Annotated in this window: 21 protein-coding genes and 2 pseudogenes; 9 read left to right on the top strand and 14 right to left on the bottom strand. The window is 67.5% G+C overall.

The genetic code is table 11. From position 1 onward, the window contains the following. Nucleotides 1-612: HAMP domain-containing sensor histidine kinase (locus Y694_RS02235; protein WP_036229502.1), on the top strand; the 612-nt coding region annotated here is incomplete at its 5' end. 10 nt (nt 613-622) lie between these two features. On the opposite strand, the gene Y694_RS02230 is transcribed toward Y694_RS02235, so the two are convergent. From Y694_RS02230 to ychF, 3 genes and pseudogenes are all read right to left on the bottom strand, one after another. After that, nucleotides 623-2,224, bottom strand: coding sequence for a PAS domain S-box protein (locus Y694_RS02230; protein WP_161727911.1), 1,602 nt, complete (start codon nt 2,222-2,224; stop codon nt 623-625). A gap of 98 nt (nt 2,225-2,322) precedes the next feature. Continuing rightward, nucleotides 2,323-3,789 (bottom strand): CHASE domain-containing protein, encoded by a 1,467-nt coding sequence (locus Y694_RS02225; protein WP_036229459.1) that lies wholly within the window; start codon nt 3,787-3,789, stop codon nt 2,323-2,325. A 205-nt stretch (nt 3,790-3,994) separates the two neighbouring features. Continuing rightward, nucleotides 3,995-5,088: pseudogene (gene ychF, locus Y694_RS02220) on the bottom strand (redox-regulated ATPase YchF). Nucleotides 5,089-5,194: 106 nt separating this feature from the next. Here ychF and Y694_RS02215 point away from each other — a divergent pair. Then, nucleotides 5,195-5,551 carry an H-NS family nucleoid-associated regulatory protein gene (locus Y694_RS02215; RefSeq protein WP_011830741.1) on the top strand — a complete coding sequence of 119 codons (357 nt, stop codon included), beginning with the start codon at nt 5,195-5,197 and terminating at the stop codon, nt 5,549-5,551. Between the two features lie 52 nt (nt 5,552-5,603). On the opposite strand, the gene Y694_RS02210 is transcribed toward Y694_RS02215, so the two are convergent. The 3 genes from Y694_RS02210 to Y694_RS02200 all read right to left on the bottom strand — a co-directional run bounded on the left by Y694_RS02210 (nt 5,604) and on the right by Y694_RS02200 (nt 8,485). Then, nucleotides 5,604-5,912, bottom strand: coding sequence for an MTH1187 family thiamine-binding protein (locus Y694_RS02210; protein WP_011830740.1), 309 nt, complete (start codon nt 5,910-5,912; stop codon nt 5,604-5,606). An 81-nt stretch (nt 5,913-5,993) separates the two neighbouring features. Next, entirely contained in the window at nt 5,994-7,238 is a 1,245-nt protein-coding gene (locus Y694_RS02205; RefSeq protein WP_231497487.1) for a YbdK family carboxylate-amine ligase, read from the bottom strand. A 2-nt stretch (nt 7,239-7,240) separates the two neighbouring features. Beyond that, nucleotides 7,241-8,485, bottom strand: a complete 1,245-nt coding sequence (locus Y694_RS02200) for a cation:proton antiporter (protein ID WP_036229453.1) — start codon at nt 8,483-8,485, stop codon at nt 7,241-7,243. A 190-nt stretch (nt 8,486-8,675) separates the two neighbouring features. On the opposite strand from Y694_RS02200, the gene htpG reads away from it, so the two are divergent. Then, the gene (gene htpG, locus Y694_RS02195) at nt 8,676-10,553 is read left to right on the top strand and encodes a molecular chaperone HtpG (protein ID WP_036229450.1); all 1,878 of its coding nucleotides are present in this window, start codon (nt 8,676-8,678) and stop codon (nt 10,551-10,553) included. Nucleotides 10,554-10,579: 26 nt separating this feature from the next. Here the strand turns inward: htpG and Y694_RS02190 are convergent, their stop codons facing one another. The 3 genes and pseudogenes from Y694_RS02190 to Y694_RS02180 all read right to left on the bottom strand — a co-directional run bounded on the left by Y694_RS02190 (nt 10,580) and on the right by Y694_RS02180 (nt 13,258). After that, on the bottom strand, nt 10,580-11,596 hold the full coding sequence (locus Y694_RS02190) for a serine/threonine protein kinase (RefSeq protein WP_036229447.1): 1,017 nt from the start codon (nt 11,594-11,596) through the stop codon (nt 10,580-10,582). Nucleotides 11,597-11,683: 87 nt separating this feature from the next. Next, entirely contained in the window at nt 11,684-12,241 is a 558-nt protein-coding gene (locus Y694_RS22315; RefSeq protein WP_197028711.1) for a hypothetical protein, read from the bottom strand. 289 nt (nt 12,242-12,530) lie between these two features. Beyond that, a pseudogene (locus Y694_RS02180) lies at nt 12,531-13,258 on the bottom strand (GNAT family N-acetyltransferase). A 288-nt stretch (nt 13,259-13,546) separates the two neighbouring features. Between Y694_RS02180 and rplM the strand changes: the two are divergent. The 5 genes from rplM to erpA all read left to right on the top strand — a co-directional run bounded on the left by rplM (nt 13,547) and on the right by erpA (nt 16,095). Continuing rightward, entirely contained in the window at nt 13,547-13,975 is a 429-nt protein-coding gene (gene rplM / locus Y694_RS02175) for a 50S ribosomal protein L13 (protein WP_011830733.1), read from the top strand. Between the two features lie 9 nt (nt 13,976-13,984). Beyond that, the gene (gene rpsI, locus Y694_RS02170) at nt 13,985-14,377 is read left to right on the top strand and encodes a 30S ribosomal protein S9 (RefSeq protein ID WP_011830732.1); all 393 of its coding nucleotides are present in this window, start codon (nt 13,985-13,987) and stop codon (nt 14,375-14,377) included. Between the two features lie 142 nt (nt 14,378-14,519). Beyond that, a complete protein-coding gene (locus Y694_RS02165; protein WP_036229444.1) occupies nt 14,520-15,245 on the top strand; it encodes a DUF6776 family protein in 726 nt (241 codons plus the stop codon). Between the two features lie 36 nt (nt 15,246-15,281). Continuing rightward, on the top strand, nt 15,282-15,674 hold the full coding sequence (locus Y694_RS02160; protein ID WP_310732188.1) for a polymer-forming cytoskeletal protein: 393 nt from the start codon (nt 15,282-15,284) through the stop codon (nt 15,672-15,674). A 55-nt stretch (nt 15,675-15,729) separates the two neighbouring features. Further along, nucleotides 15,730-16,095: an iron-sulfur cluster insertion protein ErpA gene (erpA, locus tag Y694_RS02155; RefSeq protein WP_011830729.1), complete on the top strand. Its 366-nt coding sequence runs from the start codon at nt 15,730-15,732 to the stop codon at nt 16,093-16,095. Nucleotides 16,096-16,175: 80 nt separating this feature from the next. Here the strand turns inward: erpA and Y694_RS02150 are convergent, their stop codons facing one another. Together Y694_RS02150 and Y694_RS02145 are read right to left on the bottom strand one after the other, a co-directional pair. Next, complete coding sequence (locus Y694_RS02150; protein ID WP_011830728.1) at nt 16,176-17,279, bottom strand: anhydro-N-acetylmuramic acid kinase; 1,104 nt, start codon at nt 17,277-17,279, stop codon at nt 16,176-16,178. A gap of 72 nt (nt 17,280-17,351) precedes the next feature. After that, a complete protein-coding gene (locus Y694_RS02145; protein ID WP_011830727.1) occupies nt 17,352-18,734 on the bottom strand; it encodes a M23 family metallopeptidase in 1,383 nt (460 codons plus the stop codon). Nucleotides 18,735-19,013: 279 nt separating this feature from the next. Between Y694_RS02145 and tyrS the strand changes: the two genes are divergently transcribed. Next, nucleotides 19,014-20,192: a tyrosine--tRNA ligase gene (tyrS, locus tag Y694_RS02140; RefSeq protein WP_231497489.1), complete on the top strand. Its 1,179-nt coding sequence runs from the start codon at nt 19,014-19,016 to the stop codon at nt 20,190-20,192. A gap of 27 nt (nt 20,193-20,219) precedes the next feature. Here tyrS and Y694_RS24615 read toward each other — a convergent pair whose 3' ends face one another. Genes Y694_RS24615 through Y694_RS02125 form a run of 3 tightly spaced genes read right to left on the bottom strand, consistent with a single transcriptional unit; the run spans nt 20,220 to nt 22,196 of the window. Next, entirely contained in the window at nt 20,220-20,501 is a 282-nt protein-coding gene (locus Y694_RS24615; RefSeq protein WP_231497488.1) for a HAMP domain-containing sensor histidine kinase, read from the bottom strand. After that, nucleotides 20,501-21,541: a histidine kinase dimerization/phospho-acceptor domain-containing protein gene (locus Y694_RS02130; RefSeq protein WP_036229439.1), complete on the bottom strand. Its 1,041-nt coding sequence runs from the start codon at nt 21,539-21,541 to the stop codon at nt 20,501-20,503. The genes Y694_RS24615 and Y694_RS02130 overlap by 1 nt, the downstream gene beginning before the upstream one ends. Continuing rightward, nucleotides 21,531-22,196, bottom strand: coding sequence for a response regulator transcription factor (locus Y694_RS02125; protein WP_036229494.1), 666 nt, complete (start codon nt 22,194-22,196; stop codon nt 21,531-21,533). Before Y694_RS02125 ends, Y694_RS02130 begins: the two co-directional genes overlap by 11 nt. Nucleotides 22,197-22,292: the final 96 nt, after the last annotated feature.

The following is a 22,292-nucleotide window of genomic DNA, read 5'->3' as shown; positions in this document are numbered from 1 at the left end:
GCGCGCACACTGGAAGCCCACCCGCCCGCCGTCCATGCAACGCTCGAGCGCGTGCACCGTTCGACGCAGCGCGTGGCCCGGGCCGCGGACCAGCTGCTGGCGCTGGCACGCAGCGAGGCCAGCAGCAACGAGCCCGGGGATCCGGTCGACCTGAAGGCGGTGGCCCAGGACGCCGCGCAGGACTGGGTTCCGCGCGCACTGGAACGCGGCGCCGATCTCGGGTTCCAGCTCGAGGCAGCGCCGGTGCGTGGGCACCGCCATCTGCTCGGTGAGCTGCTCGCCAACCTGATCCACAACGCGCTGGAGTACGCGACCGGCACCGTCCAGCGGCCGGCCCGGATCACGGTACGCACCGGTGTCCTGAAGCAGCAGGACGGTGCACCGAGGTCGATGTTCGAGGTGGAAGACAACGGCCCCGGCATTGCGGCCGAAGAGCGCGCCAAGGTGTTCGAGCGCTTCTACCGTGCACCGGGCTCGACGGGAGCCGGGAGCGGCCTCGGGTTGGCCATCGTGCGTGACATCGCTCGCTCGCACAACGCGGGGGTCGAGTTGCTCGACGGCGAAGACGGCTGCGGCCTGCGCGTGCGCGTCGTGTTCCCGCCTGGCCGGTGAATCGCGGGGGCTAGCCGAAGCGGGTCGTCAGCTGCGACAGCAGCTCGTCCAGGACGCCGAGCACCTCGTCGATGGCGACCGGTTTCGTGAGGTAGCGGATCGCGCCGGCCCCCAGGGCGGCCGAGATCTGGGCCGGCAGCGCGTCGGCGGAGACGGCGATGACGGGGATCTCGGCGGTCTGCTCGTCGGACTTCAGGTGCTGGAGCAGCACCATGCCGTCGATGTCGGGCAGGTGCATGTCGAGCAGGATCAGGTCGGGCGCCGAGGTGCGCACGGCCGCCAAGCCGTCCAGCCCGGTGGTCGCGACGGCCAGCCGGACCTGCGGGCGCAGGCCGAAGATGCCGCGCATCACCTCGACATTGGTGTCGTTGTCCTCGATGTAGAGCACATGACGACGGTTGTAGGCTGCGTTGGCCTCTTCGTCGGCCTCCTGGCTTGCGGTCATCGGCCGCGCTTGCGAGTCCAGCGGCAGGCGCAGCGTGAAGGTCGAGCCGACACCGGGCTCGCTTCGCACCTTCAGCGACCCGCCCTGGCGCTCGGCCAGCAGCTTGGCGATCACCAGGCCGATGCCGGTGCCTTCGGTCGCGCCACGCTCGCGCCCCAGCCGGTTGAAGGGCTGGAACAGCTGGGTCAGCAGCTGAGGCTCGATGCCCAGGCCGGTGTCGCAGACGTCGAGTTCCAGCATCGGCGTGCCATCGCGGTCCTCAGTGCGACGGGTCGACACACGCACCTCACCCGCCTCGCGGTTGTATTTGACGGCGTTGCTCAGCAGGTTGGTGAGGATCTGCTTGACGCGAGTCGCGTCGCCCAAAACCTGCAGCGGGGCGTGCTCGGCCATCGTGCGGACAAGCGTGAGGCCGCGACCGCGCGCCTGCGGCTCCACCAGTGCCATCGATGCGGCGATCAGCGGCTCCAGCGACAACGACTCGACCTGCAGGCTCAGTGTGCCGGACTCGATGCGCGACAGGTCCAGCACGTCGTTGATCATCTCCAGCAGATGCCAGCCGGCCTGTTGGATCTGCGTTACCCACATCCGGTGGCGCTCGTGCAGAGGCTCGCCGCGGTCGAGGTCGAGCAGTTGCGCGAAGCCGAGCATCGCGTTGAGCGGCGTGCGCAGTTCGTGGCTCATGCGCGAAAGGAATTCGTTCTTCGCGCGGTTGGCGGTCTCCGCGGATTCGCGCGCATGCTCCGCTTCTTCGAGGCGCAGGTGCTCACTGATGTCCTCGACCAGTCCCACCAGCCGGTGCGGCTGGCCGTGCTCGTCGCGCAGCAGGCTGACCGTCACGCTGACCCACAGTACCGGGCCGTTCCTGGTGACGTAGCGTTTACGCCGCCGGTACAGCGGCAGCCGCCCGTCCACCAGATCCTGCTGGCTTGCCAGATCGGCGGCACGGTCCTCGGGGTGGGTCAGGCTGGCGAGCGACAGGCTCAACAGCTCTTCTTCGCTGTAGCCGGTCATGGTGCAGTAGGCTGCGTTAGGCTGCTTGATGCGGCCCTGAAGGTCGGTGTAGACCACGCCGATAGGCACCGAGTTGAAGATGCTGCGGAAGCGCTGCTCGCTCTCGCGCAGCGCCTGTTCGGTGGCCAGGCGCTCGGTGATCTCGTGCTCCAACTGCTCGGTACGTTCTGCGACAGCCGTTTCGGTCTGCCGAGTGCGCCCTGTGACGAGCAGAAGCAGCGCACCCATCATGCCGGTGCCGAGCAGCCCGGTCAGTGAGAACAGCCAAGCCGTCGCGCTCTCTCCCGATAGCGGCCCGGCGGCGGGCCCATTGGGAACGCCATTCGGTGCCTGCACCCGAAGCTCCCAGGTGCGACCGGCGAACGGGATCTCCGCGGTGTGACTCCATAGGGGATTGACGGCAGGGCGCGCGCAGTCGGACGAGCCGGCCAGCAGCCGGCTCTCGGGGGGGCATCACTGTCCAGCAGACAGAACTGAAGATAGCGTGGGGCACCGACAGCAAGCCGGGCCAGAGCGTCTTCCATGCGTAGAGTGATGAAGACCATTCCCTGCAGGCTGCGTGATGGCTCGTCCCCACGGTACACGGCGCGATAGACGACAACGCCGGTCTGCTGTGCGGTTTCCTGCGTGAGCCTGAAGCCAGGGGTGACCGTGGCGCCATCGTTCAGGCGCGCGCGCGCGATGGCCTCGCGGGCAGCGCGAATCGACAGCGCGTTGACACCCAGCGCGGTGTCGTTGCCAGCACGCGGCTCGATGTAGCGCATCACCATCAGTTCGGAGTCGTTCGCGCTGAGAGCGCTGTCGCGTTCGAACACGCGGTAGTCCGGTTGACCGAGAGAGCGCAGGCTTGCCTCGAAGGCCGGCAGGTCCTGCCGCGCAACGCGCTCATGCCAACCGATCGCCTGCACGCTCGGCAGCTTGCGCAGCCAGCCGGCGCTGGCCCGCTCGAACTCACGGCTGTCGACGTTCGACGACGCGACATAGATGCTGTGCATCGCATCCAGTGCGTCGAGGTGGGCATTGAGCCGCAGCTCGACCGTACGGCTCACGCTGATCGCATCGCGCTCGAAGCGCGCCGCGTCGCGCTGGCCGTCCCAGCGGGCGACTTGCCAGATGGCCAGCGCCAGCAGCAAGGTGGCAACCACCAACGGCAAGGCCACGGTGTTGCGGCGCGGCCGCCAGGCGGTCCGCGGTCGGCCGATCAGCGTCAGCACCACGGGTGTGGCGATCATCACGCCCAAGGCATCGCCGCCCCACCAGGTCCACCAGGTGTCGAATAGCAGGGCGGTCGGCAGCAGACCGGCCAACCACAGCGCCAGGACGCTCAGGCTTGCCCCGACGGTACAGGCGGCCAACGCACCGAAGCCGAACAGGCGCAGGATCGAAGCCGGCCCGTCCAGCGTCAGTGGCTCCCTCAGGCCCCGGCGCACCAGCCAGGCGCCGAGCGCAGTCTGCACCGTCGCACCGCAAGCGATTGCGAGCCCGGTGAGCGAATCGCGGAAGACATGCTGCTGATCGCCGTTGAAGTACACGAGCATCTGCACGCTCAGGCTCCCGAGCATCACCGCCGGCAGCACCCTCCAACCGTAGACCAAAGCCGCGGCCAGCGCGATGCCGGCCGGCGGGAACAGCGGCGAAGCGTAGCCGGGGGGGATCGCGAGTTGCAGCGAGGCCGCGCCCGTCAGCACATAGGCCAGCGCGACCAGCACCAGGGTCACCAGCGATGTGGCGACGAAGGGGGGGCGGAGGCTGTCGGACTGGAGTGAGTGAGCGTATCGGCCATGAGGACGGGGGCGATCGCCTGCGAGCCTACCACCGGCGATGGGCGTGGCAGCCTCCGTCGGCACACGCTGCAGGCCGTGCCGTGGCCGCCTTCACACCCCGCCAGCGCTTGCGCCGCCGGGTCTCTTCACGAACCGACGCTCAGACGTTGAACAGGAAGTTCAGCACGTCGCCGTCCTTGACGACGTAGTCCTTCCCTTCGGCGCGCATCTTGCCGGCCTCCTTGGCGCCCTGCTCGCCCTTGAACGCGATGAAATCGTTGAAGGCGATGGTCTGAGCCCGGATGAACCCGCGCTCGAAATCGGTGTGGATCACCCCGGCGGCCTGCGGCGCGGTGTCGCCGATGTGGATGGTCCAGGCTCGCACCTCCTTCACGCCGGCGGTGAAGTAGGTCTGCAGGCCCAGCAGCTTGAAGGCCGCACGGATCAGCCTGTTCAGCCGGGTTCCTCCTGTCCCATCTCTTGCAGGAACATCAGCCGGTCCTCGTCCGACATGTCGGCGAGCTCGGCCTCGGTCTTGGCGCAGATGGCCACAACGGGTGCCCGCTGGCTCTCGGCATAGGCTCGCAGCTTGTCGAGATACGGGTTGTCCTGGAAGCCGCCTTCGTCGACGTTGCCCACGAACATCGCCGGCTTGGCCGTGATGAGGCACAGCGGCTTGAGGATCGCCATTTCTTCCTTGCTGAAGGCGATGCTGCGCACTGGACGCGCCTCGTTCAGCGCCGTCTGGCATTTCTGCAGGACGTCGACCAGCTTGGCGGCTTCCTTGTCATTGCCGGACTTTGCGGCCTTGATCGAGCGCTGCAGCGTCTTCTCGACCGTGGAGAGATCGGCCAGACAGAGCTCGGTCTGGATCACCTCGATGTCGGCGATCGGGTCGACCTTGCCGGCGACGTGGATCACGTTTTCGTCGTCGAAGCAGCGCACCACGTTCACGATCGCATCGGTCTCGCGGATATGGGCGAGAAACTGGTTGCCCAGGCCCTCGCCCTGGCTCGCGCCAGCCACGAGGCCGGCGATGTCGACGAACTCGACGATGGCCGGCACCAGCTTCTCCGGCACGACGATGGCGGCCAGCGCCTGCAGCCGCGGATCGGGCAATTCGACGACGCCGACATTGGGCTCGATCGTGCAGAACGGATAGTTCTCCGCGGCGATACCGGCTTTGGTGAGCGCATTGAAAAGAGTGGATTTGCCGACATTGGGCAAACCCACGATGCCGCATTTGAGGCTCATGGCGGGCGGGGCTTTCGTTGAGAGTGGAAGCAGCCGGCGGCTGCGGCGCCTCGATGCCGGGCGACTGCCAGCGATTTTACCGGCGTGGGCTTATGCTCTCACTGGCATGGATACCAACACGAAGGACATCGGAATGGCGAAATCACTGGCCCAGATCCAAAAAGAAATCGCGACGCTGCAGCGTCAGGCGGAAGCTCTCAAGAAGCGCGAAGTGAAAGACGTGATCGAGCGCATCCGCGAGGCGATAGCGTTCTATGACCTGAGCGCGGCCGATCTCGGGCTCGCCGCGTCGGGCCGCAAACCGCGCGGCACCGGGGCGAAAAAGAAGAAGCCGGCTCGGACCGCCAGCAAAGTGAAGTACCGCGACGACGCCGGCCACAGCTGGTCGGGCCACGGGCGGCGCCCGCAGTGGTTCCTGGATGCGATCGCTGGCGGCAAGACGCCGGAAGACCTCGCTGCTTGATCTTTTGCAGGATCTGCGGCCGGCACGGGCCGCAGTTCCCGCGGGCGCGCCGTCAGGTTGACAGCGTGCGTCCCAGCTTCTGCTGAACGGAGTCGAGCTTCGACTGCAGCCGCCCACCCGGGCCGGCGCGGTAGTCGATCTTGATGTTCGTGCCCACCCGGTCGCAGTCGGCGCTCATCGCCTCGAAGCAGGCGCTGACGACGGCGATCACCTCGTGCCATTCGCCTTCGAGGATCGTGCCCATCGGTGTGAGCTGGTAAGGCACGCCGCTCTTGTCGATGATGTCGAGCGAGCGGGCGACGAAGGGGCTGACGCTCTCGCCCTTGGTGAGCGGTGCCATGGCGAATTCGAGCAGGACCATCGGTGAGTCTCCTGTGAGTGATGTGCGCGTGTCGTTCGACCCGTGCAACGGGTGAACCCGACAGGGCAAGCTTTGTGCCCGTCATCGAAGCTGCGTTTCCGAGGCGCCGGCGCGCTCCAGACGCAGGCTGGACCGTCCGCGCGTTGCATCAATGCGACGGGTGTCACGGCTACGCAGGCGACAACTGTCGCTCTGCGTGGGTGGCACCCGTCGATCATTCACCCAGCGCCGGGCGGCAGCCTCCACCACGGCAGGCAGCGGCAGCATCGCCGCGCGCTGCGTTCGCAGCCAGCGGGCATCGTTGCCCTCGAACAGCGAGTCGCGCAGTAACTGCGTCGCATCGAGCGCCTCCAGGTCGAGCGCGTGCTCGTCCAGGCGCGTCAAGGTACGCAGAATGTCGTCGCGCAGGCGCGAGCGCTGCTTGGTCTTCGGGTCGACGATCTCGCCGTCGAGCCCGAAGCGGCAGGCCTGGAAGCGGTTGAAGGTGTAGACGAGGTAGTCGTCCTCGCTGGGCTCGAAGGGCTTCTCCTCGCGCAGTTGACGGCAGATGCATTGCAGGTAGCACGCCAGTGCCGCGGCCTTGTCGACGCTCAGCGGCGTATCGCAGACGCGCAGCTCGATGGTGCCGAACTCGGGCTTGGGGCGGATGTCCCAGTAGAAGTCCTTCATCGATTGCACGACGCCGGTCGCCGTCATCTTGTCGAAGAAGCCGCCGAACTCCTCCCAGCTGCGCACGAACGGCGCACGGCCAGACAGCGGGAAGGCGAACACCGAGTTGAGCCGTGCCGAGTCGAAGCCGGTGTCCTGTCCCTGAACGTAGGGCGATGAGGCCGACAGCGCGATGAAGTGCGGCACGTAGCGCGACAGGGCATGCAGCAGCCACAGCGCCTGGTCGCCGTCAAGGCAGCCGACATGCACGTGCTGGCCGAACACGGTGAACTGCTTGGCGAGATAACCGTACAGCTCGCTGATGTAGCGAAAGCGTTCGGCTGGAAAGATCTGCTGTTCGCTCCAATGCTGGTACGCGTGGGTGCCACCCCCGGCGATGGCGATGTTGAGCTTGCGCGCCGCGCGCGTCAGCTGGTTGCGCATGTCGCGCAGCTCCTCCCGCAGCGGGCCATGACGGCGCTGGATGGAGCTGCCGATCTCGATCATGCTGCGCGTGATCTCGGGCTTGATGTCCCACGCGCCGCTGTGCTTGGCGGTCTCGCGCAGCAGGTCCTCCGCCTGCGGTGCGAGGTCGAAGTCGTGGGTGCTGAGCAACTGCAGCTCGAGCTCGACGCCGAGGGTCAGCGGCTCCGAGGGGGTGAAATCTTGCAAGGCCATGGTCAGCTCCGTTCCGGGACTTCGCGGGCGAGATGGCGCAGTCCCAGCACCGACCACACCGGGCCGCTGAGCTGCATCAGCGTGACGGCGATCACCAGCGCCTGCAGCACGGCGGCATCGACGATCGGCGCATCGGCCGGCCAGCCGTAGGTGGCCGCACCCAGCAGCAGGGCCGACTGCGCCATCGGCTGCAGTGCCACGGTGAGGGCCAGCGACTGCTTCAGACTCAGGCCGCTGGGCCGCGCGAGCGCCGCCACCGCCAGTCCCTTGCCGAGCGCGCGCGCGACGACGATCGCCAGTACCCAGGGCCACAGGCTCCAGAAGCTCTCGACCGAGCTGACCAGCCCCAGGCTCACGAACAGCAGCACGGTCAGCGCGGCGCCGGCGGTGCCGAGCTGCGGCTCGATGGTCAGGCCGTGGCCCATGCGTGCGCGCGCCACGACGCCGGCGACCAACAGCGCCAGCAGCGGCGACAGCGTCCATTGCGTGGCCAGCAGCGCGCCGAGCACCAGCAGGCCGATCTGCAGCACCGCGCTGGCCATCGTGCGGCGCATGGGACGTGACATCCACGTCAGCAGCAGGCCGAGCAATGCGCCGAGCAGGAACGAGCCGCACAGCACATAGACCGCATTGGCCAGTGCCGGGAGCCACTCGGAGCTCAGCGGCGCGTCAGCGGTCGCGATCACGCGCCAGATCTTCAGCGCGAGTACGGCGAGCACGCTGTTGAGCGCGGTCATCATCAGCAGCCGCTCGGTGACCTGACCACGTGGCTGGGTCTCGTGCACGGCGGCCATCGTGATGACCGGGGAGGTGGCCATCGCCACGGCGCCGACCAGCGCCGCCGACATCGCCGGTGCGCCGAGCATCACCAGGCCCGCGGTCACGGCGGCCGCCGCGAGCACCGATTCGGCGATGCACTGCAGCGCCAGGGTGGGGTTGTCGAACAGCCAGCGCGGGCGGATGCGGGCCCCGAGCTCGAACACGAGCACGCCGACTGCCAGATCGAGCAGCGGCTTCCACGGATCGAGATCGGTGCGCTCCAGCAGGCGCAGGGCCAGCGGACTGGCGATCACGCCGACCAGCATGTGGCCGCAGGTGCGCGGAAGGCGCGTCCAGCGACGCACCGCCTCGCCGGTGACGACGGCGATGATGATCAACAGCGCGATCCCCAGCACGGGGTCGGCACCGCGCAGACCTTCCAGAGTCCACAGCGGTGCAGTGGACAGGGCGAGAGCTGATGTCTCCATGGCGTTGTTGTTCTCCTCGGGGCTGTCGCGGTCCGGCTCGCTGGCGCGGGCCGCGGTGGGCAGCAGGGCCGCGCTGCGGCCCGCGGGTCCGGGGTCTCGCGGTCTTGAAAGACCGGCAAGTGGCCCCACAATCTTCGGCGCACATTCGGCTCTCGCGCCCGTGCACCCTGTCAACGATTTTCAGGCCGCCATGAACAAGCAGACCTTGTCATTCCAAGCCGAGGTGCAGCAGCTGCTGCACCTCGTGACCCACTCCTTGTACTCTAACAAGGAGATATTCCTCCGCGAGTTGATCTCCAACGCCTCGGACGCCTGCGACAAGCTGCGCTTCGAGGCCTTGAACGACGCCGCACTGTACGAGGATGCTTCGACCCTGGAAGTGCGCGTGAGTTTCGACAAGGAGGCGCGCACGATCACGATCGCCGACAACGGCATCGGCATGAGTGCCGACGAGGCGATCGCCAACCTGGGCACCATCGCCAAGAGCGGCACCCGCGAGTTCGTCGGCAAGCTGTCGGGCGAGCAGGCGAAGGACGCGCAGCTGATCGGCCAGTTCGGTGTGGGTTTCTACAGTGGCTACATCGTTGCCGACCGCATCACGGTCGAGTCGCGCCGCGCCGGGCTGAAGGCCGAAGAGGGGGTGCGCTGGAGCAGCGCTGGCACCGGCGACTTCGAGGTCGAGAATCTCGTTCGTGCGCAGCGGGGTACCTCGGTGACGCTGCATCTGCGCGACGGCGAGGACGAGTTCCTCAGCGCGTGGAAGCTCAAGTCCGTCATCGGTCGTTACTCCGATCACATTTCCTTGCCGATCCTGATGCGCGGGCAGGTCTGGGACGCGGAGAAGAGCGAGTACGTGACTCAGGACGCATGGGAGACCGTCAACAAGGCGGCTGCGCTGTGGGCCCGCCCGAAGAGCGAGATCACCGACGCGGAATACAAGAGTTTCTACGAACAGTTCAGCCACGACAGCACGCCGCCGCTGGCCTACACGCACAACCGCGTCGAGGGCCGCAGCGAGTACATCCAACTGCTCTACCTGCCGGCGAAGGCGCCGCACGACCTGTGGAACCGCGACCGCCAGGGCGGCATCAAGCTCTACGTGAAACGCGTCTTCATCATGGACGACGCACAGGCGCTGATGCCGAGCTACCTGCGCTTCGTCAAGGGCGTGATCGATTCGAGCGACCTGCCGCTGAACGTCTCGCGCGAGCTGCTGCAGGAAAGTCGCGACGTGAAGGCGATCCGCGAAGGCTCGACCAAGCGCGTGCTGGGCATGCTGGAAGAGATGGCGGGCAGCGAAGACGCCGCGCGGCGCGACCAGTACGCCGCCTTCTGGCGCGAGTTCGGCGCGGTGCTCAAGGAAGGCGTGGGCGAGGACCACGCGAACCGGGAGCGCCTGGCCAAGCTGTTGCGCTTCGCATCGACCCAGGCCGACGAGGGGGTGTCGCTGGCCGACTACCTGGCGCGCATGAAGGACGGCCAGGAGGCGATCTACTACATCACCGCGGACACCACGGCGGCGGCACGGCACAGCCCGCAACTCGAGGTGTTCCGCAAGAAGGGCATCGAGGTGCTGCTGCTGACGGACCGCGTCGACGAGTGGATGCTCTCGCACCTGTTCGAGTTCGAGGGCAAGCCGCTGCAGAGCGTGGCCAAGGGCGCGGTGGACCTGGGCAAGCTGCAGGACGAGGGCGAGAAGCAGCAGGCCGAGGCAGCGGCCGAGGCCTTCAAGCCGGTGCTGGAGAAGTTGAAGGACACGTTGAAGGAGCGCGCCAAGGACGTACGCGTGACGACACGGCTGGTCGATTCGCCGGCCTGCCTGGTGGTGGAAGATGGCGATATCAGCGGGCACCTTGCGCGCCTGCTGAAGCAGGCCGGCCAGAGCGCACCGACGAGCCTGCCGATCCTGGAGGTCAACACCGAACACGCGCTAGTGAAGCGCCTCGATGGCAGCGAGCGCTTCGACGATCTGGCGCAGGTGCTGTTCGACCAGGCCGTGCTGGCCGAAGGCGGCCAGCTCGACGACCCGGCTGCCTACGTGCAGCGCGTGAACCGGCTGCTGGTCTGAGCCGCTCCGTTCTGCGCTGACCGGCGCTACGCGCCGGTCATCACGTCGATCTGCATCAGCAGGTGCTCGATCTGCTGGGACCAGTAGCTCGGCGCGCCGAACCACGGGAACGCGGCGGGGAAGGCCGGATCGTCCCAACGCTGTGCGAGCCAAGCGCTGTGGTGGATCATCCGCAGGGTGCGAAGCGCCTCGACCAGCGCGAGCTCGCGGCGGTCGAAGTCGCAGAACGTTTCGTAGCCCTCCAGCAGCGCGGCGAGTTGCTGTCGGGCGACATCCGGGTCTCCCGACAGCAGCATCCACAGATCCTGTACGGCGGGACCCATCGCCGCGTCGTCGAGATCGACGAAATGCGGGCCCTGAGGCGTCCACAGCAGGTTGCCAGGGTGGAAGTCGCCATGGAGGCGCAGCGAACGCAGCGGGGCGGCCGCGGCGAAATGCTGGGCCACCAGCGTCAGCGCCCGCTCCGACACGTCTGACCAGCGCGGGCGCTCTGCGGCGGTGACCTTGTCGGTGTCGAGCAGCCACTTCCGCGGAGCATGGCCGAAGGTATCGATGTCAAGCGTGCGCCGGTGCTCGAACGGCCGCTGTCGCCCAACGGCATGCAGACGACCGATGAAGCGGCCGATCCATTCCAGCACCTCGGGATCGTCGAGTTCCGGCGCCCGCCCGGCGCGGCGCGGCGCGACGGCGAAACGCATGCCGCCGAGCGTTGCCAGCGTGGGGGGCGCACCGAGACATCGCAATGCACCGCGCGCTTGCCGGGGATCCAGCACCAGCGGGGCGACGACCGGCACTTCGGCGGCGTCGAGCTCGAGCGCGTAGGCGTGCTCCTCGAGGATTTGCTCGTTGCTCCAGCGCGCGGGGCGATAGAACTTCGCGACGACGGTGTTGCCGTCCTCCAGCGCCACCTGGAACACGCGGTTCTCGTAGGAGTTGAGTTGCAGCAGCCGACCATCGCCGTAAAGGCCGATGTCGGCCATCGCGTCGAGCACCGCGTGCGGTGTCAGATCGGCAAAGGGCTGGGGCGGTGCGGCATGATCCATGCCGCGATGCTCGCATGCGGGCGTACCCCGGCCGGGAACGCTGGCGGATCGGATCTGCGACGGCGCCTTTCCGAGGCGGGCGAGTGTTCAGCGCAGAGAACCCGAGAGCGAGTCGGGCACTGCAGCGGCCAGTGGCGCAAACTCGCTGCTCGGGCCGTCGAGTCGACTGTCCGGCGCAAAAAAGGAATCCTGTGGGAAGCCGGAGTCCGCCCAGCGGGCCGAGCGCTCGGCGCGGCGCGTGCGGACCGTGTCGGACAAGGTGCTGCGTGCCTGCTGGAAGTTCTTCGGTGGCGCGGCGGCGAGCGGCGCTTGGCGCGGTGCAGCGCCTTGGGGGCGAAGCAGCAATTGCAGTTCGCTCATCGGGGGCAGATTCTCGGCCTTGCACGACAGGTAGCGGATGCGGCACGCATCCAGTACCGATTGCTTGATCTTGCTGGCGCGCCGCGACACGCCGCGCTCCGGCTCGAGGTCGATGACGGCGATGACGCGGCCGTTGGGGCTGCAGACGGCGAAACTCACATGCAGGCTGCCGAGCAGGTCGAACCAGTAGCGCACCCGCCGCGGGTCGCGCGGTTGGCAGAGGCGGACCAGCGGCAGTTTCGCCAGCACGATGTACTGGGGCAGTCCCTCGCGCAGCATGCGCATGGTGCGGCGTTCGTCGGAATTGAGGACCGGCCGTGCCATCAGCAGCCATTGCCTCGGCAGCGAACGGCGTTGTCGGCGGGCGAGCGAGTAGCGCCCGACGGCAAATGCGCAGACCAGGGCCATGCCCGCGAGCAGCGCATACAGCCAGAGGGGCAGCGTCATGAGGGATACGGTGGCGTGGCAGATTTCGCCGCGGCACGGCGCGGACGGTCCGGCATGCTAGTCACCGCCGGGCTTGGGCGGCATCCCCTCAGGTGAGTGCTTGTCGCCCCGCGGCGACGGCCGCGGGCTACTCCGAGGCGACGACCAGTCCCTTGGCGAACCGGGCCCGGACCTCGTTCACGGCATCGAACCAGTGCTCCAGTTGCAGCGCGTGACGTTTCAGGCGGTGATTCACCTCGGCGGCATAGGTTTCCACCATCTCCTCGACCTGGCTGCCCAGGGTGTCGGGCGGCAGTTTCAGCCACGCTTCCGACTCGCTGCCGTCGCGCACCACCTTGGCACCGGCGTTGCGTGCAATCTTCAGCATGGCGGTATTTTCGCTCAGCGCATGGATGAACAGGGTCTCCGTTCCGCGGTTGCGGGCGTGCATGACCGCGTGATCGAACAGGCGGGCTCCATAGCCGCGCCCACGCGCCTGCGGCAGCACCGACACCCCAAACTCGACCATCGCGGGATGCTGTCCAGTTGCGGCGCGCGCTCATATGCGAGGTGCGCCATCGCCACCAATTCCAGCCGGCGGTTGAAAATGCCGAAGACCTCGTCGCGCGCGAACTCGATGCTGTCCACGTATTGCGCGATCTGCTCATCGCTTGCGGCGTGGCCGAAGCGCAGATAGCGGTCGCGCGGCGGGAGAGCAACCAGATGGGCGACGATCCGCTCCCGGTGACGTTCGGCGAGCGAGCGGATCGGCACCCATTGCAAGGCACTGCGATGCGCGCGTCGCGAGGCGGGCTGGGCGGAGGGGGCCGCAGACATGCTCGGGCGGGCAGCAGGGGGAAAGGGATCGGTGATCATGGGGTTTACCCTTATATTTTAGTGGCGATCTCGCTTGACCTTGTGGTGGGGGAGGGGAATGCGCCGCCACGGCCGACTTCGACTCCTGCGCCGTCCGACGGAATGATCTGGCTTATACTGCTTGGCTTTCCCGCTTTCTGGCTCCGGGAGAAGCGGTCGCCCCAGGGTGGTCGGTATTTCGCCTAAGAGGCCCCACGCCGGTTCGACGGCTCGTCCGAAGGAATGGCATACAAGGGGCACCGACCGCGAAAGCGATGTGAGCCGGGATTTCCACTCTGTTTCAAAGTCATGAAAACCTTCAGCGCCAAACCGGCCGAAGTGACGCACGAGTGGTTTGTGATTGACGCGACCGACAAGGTCCTCGGAAGGGTTGCCAGCGAAGTGGCCCTCCGTCTGCGTGGCAAGCACAAGCCCATCTACACGCCTCACGTCGATACCGGCGACTTCATCGTCATCGTCAACGCCGAAAAGCTCCGTGTCACGGGCAACAAGGCCACCGACAAGGTGTACTACCGGCACTCGGGTTTCCCGGGTGGGATCTACGCGACCAAGTTCAAGGACATGCAGGCCAAGCACCCCGGCCGCGCCCTGGAGAAGGCCGTGAAGGGCATGCTGCCCAAGGGGCCGCTGGGCTACGCGATGATCAAGAAGCTGAAGGTCTATGCCGGTGCCACGCACCCGCACACCGCCCAGAGCCCCAAGGCTCTGGAAGTCTAAGGAGCGGCGATGATTGGCAATTGGAATTACGGGACCGGCCGCCGCAAGTCTTCGGTGGCACGAGTGTTCATCAAGAAGGGCAGCGGCCAGATCACGGTCAACGGCAAGCCGGTCGAACAATATTTCGGCCGTCAGACGTCGATCATGATCGTCAAGCAGCCGCTGTTCCTGACCAACAATGTCGAGGCCTTCGACATCAAGGTCAACGTTCACGGTGGTGGCGAATCGGGTCAGGCCGGCGCTGTGCGCCACGGCGTGACGCGGGCGCTGATCGATTACGACGCGGCGCTCAAGTCCGAGCTCAGCCGTGCCGGTTTCGTCACGCGCGATGCGCGTGAGGTCGAGCGCAAGAAGGTCGGCCTGCACGGCGCGCGTCGCCGCAAGCAGTTCAGCAAGCGCTGATCTTTCTGCGCAGTCCGCGACAAAAGGCCGCCTTCGGGCGGCTTTTTCATTTGTGCTGCAAGTTCATCGTCCGGTTGCACATTGCGCGCTGGCGGCCACGGGGTGGCTGCCTAGAATGGACTTTTGGGCTTTCCGGAACCCCATGCGTTGGAAGCTGCTGCGCCGCCGCTTGTCGATCAGTGCGCCGCGCATGATCGTGCGCAGTCATCTGCCATGGCCGCTGCGCTGGGCGGTTCTGGCGCTGGCCCTTGGATTCTCGGCGGCGCTGGCTCTGTGGGCCTTCGAGTTCGGCAAGGACATCGCCGGCCTCGACCGGCTCGATCGGGTGCCGGTGGCGACGCCGTCGAAGGAGGCGGATGCGATCGACCTCGAGCAGTTGCGCAGCGAGCGCGACAAGGCGCAGAGCATCGCCAACACCGCGGAGAGCCTGCTCAAGACGGAGCGCACGACTCAGGAGCGACTCATGAGCCAGATCAAGGCGCTGGAGGCCGAGAATCTGGCGCTCAAAGGGGACCTCGGCTTCTTTGAGCGCCTGCTGCCGACCAGCGGGAAATCGGAACTGGTGGTGCGCGGGCTGCAGGCCGAAGTCGTCGGCAACGGACAATTGCGCTACCAGTTGCTGGTGATGCAGCAGGGCAAGTCACCAGCCGAGTTCAAGGGACGCTATGAGCTGACGCTGAAGGGTCAGCTCGAAGGCCAGACGTGGTCGCAATCGCCATCCGGAGCGCCGCGTGTGCTGCAGTTCCGCCAGTACCAGCGCGTGGACGGCACGCTCAATTTTCCCGCGCTGGCCGTGGTCGACGCCCTGCAGGTCCGGGTGCTGGACGCCCAGGGCGGTGTGCGCGCCAGCCAGGATGTGAGCCTCTAGCGCGCGGCATGGCACGCCTTTCCTAGGAGATGAAACATGTTCGGAATGCGCAAGCAACCTCCCATCCGCACACTCGTTGGCGAGGGCACGGTGATCGAGGGCGAGATCCGCTTCAGCGAGGGTCTCCGCATCGACGGGCGGGTGATGGGCAATGTGCTGGCCCTCGGCGACGAACGCAACCTGCTCGTGATCGGCGAGAAAGCCAGCATTGCCGGCAGGGTCAAGGCGGGTCACGTGATCGTCAATGGCGAAGTCCGCGGCCCGCTGGAATCGGATGAACTGCTGGAGTTGCAGCCCAAGGCTCGCATAGAGGGCAATGTGCGCTACGAGCGCCTGGAAATGCACCAGGGCGCACAGGTGAACGGGAACTGCGGCCGCTGGCGTCGGAGGACAAACCGGCGCTGCGACTGGCGGCCAATGCGGTCTTGAGCGCAGTCGGTCACAATACGAGGGCGATTCCGGATCGCGAGTCACAGGAGTCTCCATGAGCGCCGTTGCAGAACACATTGCCACCCAGATGCCCGCCCCGATCGTCTTCACCGACAGTGCGGCCGGCAAGGTCAAGGAACTGGTCGAGGAAGAGGGCAACCCCGAGCTGAAGCTGCGCGTCTTCGTACAGGGCGGCGGCTGCTCCGGCTTCCAGTACGGCTTCACCTTCGACGAGATCGTCAACGACGACGATACCAAGATGGAGAAGAACGGCGTGATGCTGTTGATCGACGCGATGAGCCTGCAGTACCTGGTAGGCGCCGAGATCGACTACAAGGAAGACTTGGAAGGCGCGCAGTTCGTCATCAAGAATCCGAACGCTACCACCACCTGCGGATGCGGTTCGAGCTTCTCGACCTGAGGCGTAGTGCGGGGCTCTCCCGCACCAGCTGCATCACCCAGAAGCCGCCCTCGGGCGGCTTCTTCGTTTCCCGGATCCGATCAAGCCGGGTAGAGCGCCCCCAGCACGCGCGATCCTGCGGCGCCGGTCACTTCCTTCAGGGAACCGCTGCGGCCGTGCAGGCAGGCCCGGCCCAGCCAGGCAAATGCCGCAGCCTCGACCTGCAGCGGTGGCAAGCCGCGTTCCGCACTGGATTGCACCGGCGTGCCCGGTAGCGCGGCCTGCAGCCGGCGCATCAGCTCCCGGTTCAACGCACCGCCGCCGCACACCAGCAGGACGGTCGTGGCGGGCAGGTGGCGCACCAGATCGTCGGCGATGACCCGGGCGGTCAGCTCGCACAGCGTCGCCTGCACGTCCTGCGGATGGAGGCCCGGCCTCTCTGCCAGCAGGCCATCGAGCCACGCGCCATGGAAGTCGTCGCGTCCGGTGCTTTTCGGTGGCGGCAGGGCGAAGTACGGGTCCCGCAGGGCGGCGGCGAGCAGGTCGGGCGCGACGGTCCCGCCAGCGGCCCACTGTCCACCGTCGTCGTATGGCAGGCCACGATGTCGCAGGCACCACAGATCCATCAGAGCGTTGCCGGGACCGCAGTCGAAGCCTCGAACCGGGCGAGCGTCTCCGGGCAACAGCGTCAGGTTGCTGATGCCGCCGATGTTGACCACGGCCACGGCTTCGCTGTCTCGACCGAAGCGGGCGCGGTGGAAGGCCGGGACCAGGGGAGCGCCCTGGCCGCCGGCCGCGACATCGCGGCTGCGCAGGTCGGCCACGACCGCGATGCCGGTCAACTCGGCCAGCAGGGCCGGTGCGTTGAGCTGCAGCGTGTAGCCGATGCCGTCGAATTGACCGGGCCGATGCCGCACGGTCTGGCCGTGCGCTGCGATGGCGCGTACCGGGCCGGGCACGCGTTTGCGAAGTTCGGTCACGACTTGGGCGTACGTCCGGGCCAGGGCGTTCGCCGCCAGGGCAGCGCGGTGCAATTCGTTGTCGCCCGGGGTGTTCAGCGCCAGCAGTTCGGCGCGCTGTGCGGGGTCGAACGCCCGGTGCGCGTGCGCCAGCACCTGCATGCGTTCACCGTCGAACTCGACCAGCACACCGTCGACGCCGTCGATCGAGGTGCCTGACATCAGGCCGATGTAGTTCTCACCCATTGCAGCATCCTAAGCCCCGGGGGCGTGAAAAAGCCCGCCGTGGCGGGCTCGTTCCGCGGTGCGGCGGGCGCCTCACTCGAAGCGTGCCACCGGGCTCACGGCAGAGGCGACGGTCAGCTGCGACCGGGCGGCGGCCGCCATTTCGTCGAACTGCGCCCGCGCGGCAGGCGAGATGGTGAGGGCCTCGGACGCGCGCGCGATCTTCAGCGGGTCCTGGACCTGGCCGCGCTCGCGGAACTCGAAATGCAGGTGAGGGCCGGTGGCCCAGCCGGTAGCTCCCACGGCGCCGACGAGCTGGCCCTGGTCGATGCGCTGACCACGCTTCACATCGAGGCGGCTGAGGTGCGCGTAGCGGGTCTCGCGGTCACCGGCGTGGCGGATGATGGCGATGTTGCCGTAGCCGTTCTGCCAGCCGGCAAACTCGACGACGCCGTCGCCGACGGCGCGCACCGGCGTGCCGGTCGGCGCGCCATAGTCGACTCCCAGGTGGGCGCGCCAGGTCTTGAGGATCGGGTGCAATCGCATCGAAAAGCCGGAGGTCACACGAGAAAAGGCCATCGGCGATGCGAGGAACATGCGGTTCTTGCTGCGACCGTCGAGTCCGAAGTAGCCGCCCTTGGTCTTGCCCGTGGAGGAGGTTTCCTCGAACCACACGGCATCGTGCGTGCGCCCATCGTTGATGAACTGAGCCGCCAGCACGCGACCCGATGCCTGGTTCCACGTCACCGGCTCGCCATCGGCGGTGAGCGCCTCGTACAGTACCGTGAAGGTGTCGCCGCGCTTGAGCTCGCGGCGGAAGTCGATATCCGTGCCGAACAGCTCGGCGAGTTGGATGGTCACTGCGTCGGGCAGTCGCGAGTCGTCCGCGGCCGCGAACAACGAACTCTGGATGGTGCCGGATCCGAGCTTGGCCTCGTTGGACAGCGCCGCCTGCTCGGTGCGCGCTCGCAGGCCAATCGCGTCGCGCTCGATGGTGAGCCGCGTGAAATGCGTCGAGAACTGAGCTGTGCTTTCGGCGGGAGAGCGGGCGATGAGCCGGCTCAACCGGCCGTTGGTGGCGAGTGCCTGCACCATCTTCCCGGCACGGCCTTCGAGCAGCGCGCGCGCTGTGGCATCGCGACGCAGGAAGGCTGCTGCCTCCGCATCATCGATGCCGAGACGCTGGAGCAGCGTGTCGGCCGTGTCGCTGCTGCGGGTGAGTTCGCTGCGGTAGAGCGCTACCGAGTGTGTTTCAAGTGCTTGCAACTGTGCGTCGAGCGCAAGCGGGGTGACGCTTTCCGTTAGAACCCGGCGTGGCAGGTCGGCTGCATCGGGGGCCATCGGCGCCACGCCGAAGGCGGTGACTGCCGAGCCCAGCAGCAATGTCACGACGGCTGCCGTGAGCCGGCGTGGATGGCGCTGCAACAGCGCGTCGGTACGCTCGACGAGGCGAAGCAAGGAAGCAGAAGTGTTCAATCCCAACGATCCTGAAAAGCGAACGACCCGAGCAATCCCGCTGGCGGGGACACATGCGGCAAGTCTGGCGTGGGCAGTCGACGATGCCGGGGGTTGTGCCCCTCTAGAATCCCGTCACTCTGCAAACGCAACGATTGTATCGAGGGGCCGTAGTGGCCCGGCGTAAAAACCCAAATCCTGCTCATGTCCGACCCTGCCGATCAGGTTAGTGCCGCAAAACTCCCCGAACGGCCGGCTTCTGTCGCCAAGTACCCTGTGAACGATGCAGTTCGGGCCGCCATGGCCGTCAGCCTGCGGGGCTGCGACGAACTGTTGCCCCAGGACGACTGGCTGCAGAAGCTGGCACGGTCGAATGCAACCGGCGTGCCACTGCGGATCAAGCTGGGGCTCGACCCGACGGCTCCCGACATCCACCTCGGCCACACCGTCGTCCTGAACAAGATGCGCCAGCTCCAGGATCTGGGGCACCAGGTGATCTTCCTGATCGGGGATTTCACTTCGATGATCGGCGACCCGTCCGGCCGAAATGCCACGCGGCCGCCGTTGACGCGCGAGCAGATCGAGTCGAACGCCCAGACCTACTATCGGCAGGCCAGCCTCGTACTGGATCCGTCGAAGACCGAGATCCGCTACAACTCCGAATGGAGTGACCCGCTCGGCGCGCGCGGCATGATCCAGCTGGCGTCGCGCTACACGATCGCTCGGATGATGGAGCGCGACGATTTCACCAAGCGCTTCAAGGCCGGCGTGCCGATCTCGGTGCACGAGTTTCTCTACCCGCTGATGCAGGGCTACGACTCGGTGGCGCTGAAGTCGGACCTCGAGCTCGGGGGCACCGACCAGAAGTTCAATCTGCTGGTTGGCAGGCAGCTGCAGGCCGAGTACGGACAGGAACCGCAATGCATCCTGACCATGCCCCTGCTCGAAGGCCTGGATGGCGTCGAGAAGATGTCGAAGAGCAAGAACAACTACATCGGCATCACCGAGCCGGCCAACAGCATGTTCGCCAAGATGCTGTCCATCAGTGACGCGCTGATGTGGAAGTACTTCACCCTGCTCAGCTTCCGCTCCGAGGCCGAGATCGCCGCGCTGAAGGCCGAGGTCGATGCGGGCCGCAACCCGAAAGATGCCAAGGTGCTGCTGGCCAAGGAGGTCACCACGCGCTTCCACGATGCGGCGGCTGCCGAAGCCGCCGAGGCGGACTTCCAGAACCGTGCCAAGGGCGGTGTGCCCGACGAACTGCCCGACGTGGCGCTGGCCGGCGCACCGCTCGGGATCGGCACCTTGCTGAAGCAGGCCAACCTGGTGGCCTCGGGCAGCGAAGGGCTGCGGATGGTCGAGCAGGGGGGCGTGCGCATCGATGGCGTCGCCATCAGCGACAAGGGCTTGAAGCTCGAGGCCGGGACCTACGTCGTCCAGGTCGGCAAGCGCAAGTTCGCCCGCGTGACGCTCCGCTGAGCGCCCGCCGCGCGGGTGAGGCCCGCCTCAGGGGTCTGCGAAACGCAGCGTGGCTTCGAAGCCGTGTCCGCCGGCGACCGGCGACCTCAGCTCCAGTTGCGCTCCCGACTGCCGGGCGATCGTCTCGACCATCGCGAGCCCCAGACCGCTGCCCTCGGCCGCCGATGCGCCGCGCTCGAAGGGGCGCACTAGGCGCGTCAGGCTGTCGGGCGGCACGCCGGGACCGTCGTCGCGCACGCTGATCGAGCCCGGTCCGGCCTGCACCGTGACCTGGGCGGCTGGGCCACCGTGCTTGAGTGCGTTGTCGATCAGGTTGCGCAGCGCGATGCCCAGGCGTCGGTATCGGCCGCGACGATGACCACCGGCCCGGCCTCGACTCGCAGGCGCCCGCCGGGCCGTGCCTCGGGGAACTCGTCGGCCACCAGCGTGGCCAGCTGAGCCAGGTCGACCGGCTCGCGTTTCAACGCCACGCCCGATTCGATGCGCGCGATCTGCAGCAGGCGGCTGGCCAACGCAGCGAGTCGATCGAGCTGCCGCACCAGTGCATCGGCACGCTCGGTCAGGCCGACGTCACGCGCCTCCTGGGCCAGGCGTTGCGCCTGCGCGCGGGCGGCCGCGAGCGGGGTGCGCAACTCGTGAGCTCCGGCGGCCGCGAACTGGCGCTCCGCCTGCAGCAACGCGCTCACCCGGGCGAGCAAGGCGTTCAAGGTCTCGACCAGCGGCCTCAGCTCACCCGGCAGGCCGTCGAGCGGCAGCGGCGACAGGTCGGCGCCTTCGCGCCGGGCCAGACCAGCGCGCAGCGGTTCCAGTCGTCGGAAGCCGCGCCGCAGCACCAGGTGAACCAGCAGCGCAGCGAGAGGGAGCAGAGCGAGCAAGGGCGTCAGCAGCCACAGTGCGGCCTGGCCTAGCGCCTCATGGCGGACTTCCAGCGGCTCGGCAGCCACCGCCTGCCGGCTGCCGTCGTCACGGCGCTGCACCGACACGCGCCAACCGCCCTCGCTGCGTGTGCCCTTGCGGCGCAGGTCGGCCAGCGGGGTGAGCGGCGCTTCGGCCGAGCGCCACAGCAGGTGGCCATCGCGGTCGAAGATCTGCAGGCGCGCGTGCTCGTCGTCATCGTCGCCCTGTGGCGCCTCAGGGGCCGCGTCGCTGCGCAGCGGCAGGCTCAGTGCGCGCTCCGCGGTGTCTTCCAGGGCGTCGTCGAGCACGTCGTGCAGCTCGTGCTGCTGGCCGACCAGCGCCGTCACCGCACCGACCAGCCACAGCACCGCGAGCGCCAGCAGCAGCTGACGCCGCAGCCGCTGCTCCAGGCGCCACGGCGGCGACGGGGGGGCGCCCGGTTCAGGCTTCAAGCCGGTATCCCAGACCGCGATGGGTGCTGATCAACGTGGCGCCCAGCTTGCGGCGCAGCCGGCTCACGATGACCTCGAGCGAGTTGCTCTCCACCTCGTCGCGGCCGGCCTGCGCGTGCAAGGCCTGCTCCAGCTCGGCCCGGCTCCAGATGCGCCCCGGGCGGCTCGCCAGCCGTCCCAGCAGCGCCCATTCCATCGCGGTCAGCGTGACCGGATCGCCGTCGCGCAGCGCGCGCTTGGCCTCGAAGTCCAGCGAGGTGGCCTGGGCGCGCACGGCCTGCGGATCGGTCACACCACTGCGGCGGGCGACGGCGTCGATGCGTGCCAGCATCTCCTCGAGGTCGAAGGGTTTGACCAGGTAGTCGTCGGCGCCTGCCTGCAAGCCGCGGATGCGATCACTGACCTGGTCGCGCGCCGTCAGCACGATCGCCGGGCGCCGCTCGCCGCCGGCGCGCAGGCGGCGCAAGAGGTCGAGCGCCTCGCCGTCGGGCAGTTGCAGGTCGAGCAGCACCAGTTCGATTGCGGGATCGCCGCGCAGCGCGGCCTCGGCCTGGGCGCACAGCTTCATCCACGTGACGGTGTGGCCCTGGGCTTCGAGGTGGTCGACCACCGCCTGGCCGAGATCGATGTCGTCTTCGAGGAGCAGCAGTTGCATGGCGTTGAACATGGATTCTGCAGCCTGACGGCGTTGCCTGAACCGGGGCTGAACGGGGACCGCGCCGCGTTCAGCTTCGGTTCACGGGTGGCGCGC

Source organism: Methylibium sp. T29-B, from assembly GCF_000576225.1.
Taxonomy (GTDB): Bacteria; Pseudomonadota; Gammaproteobacteria; order Burkholderiales; family Burkholderiaceae_C; genus Methylibium; species Methylibium petroleiphilum.
This window is presented reverse-complemented; position numbering and strand designations above follow the sequence as displayed.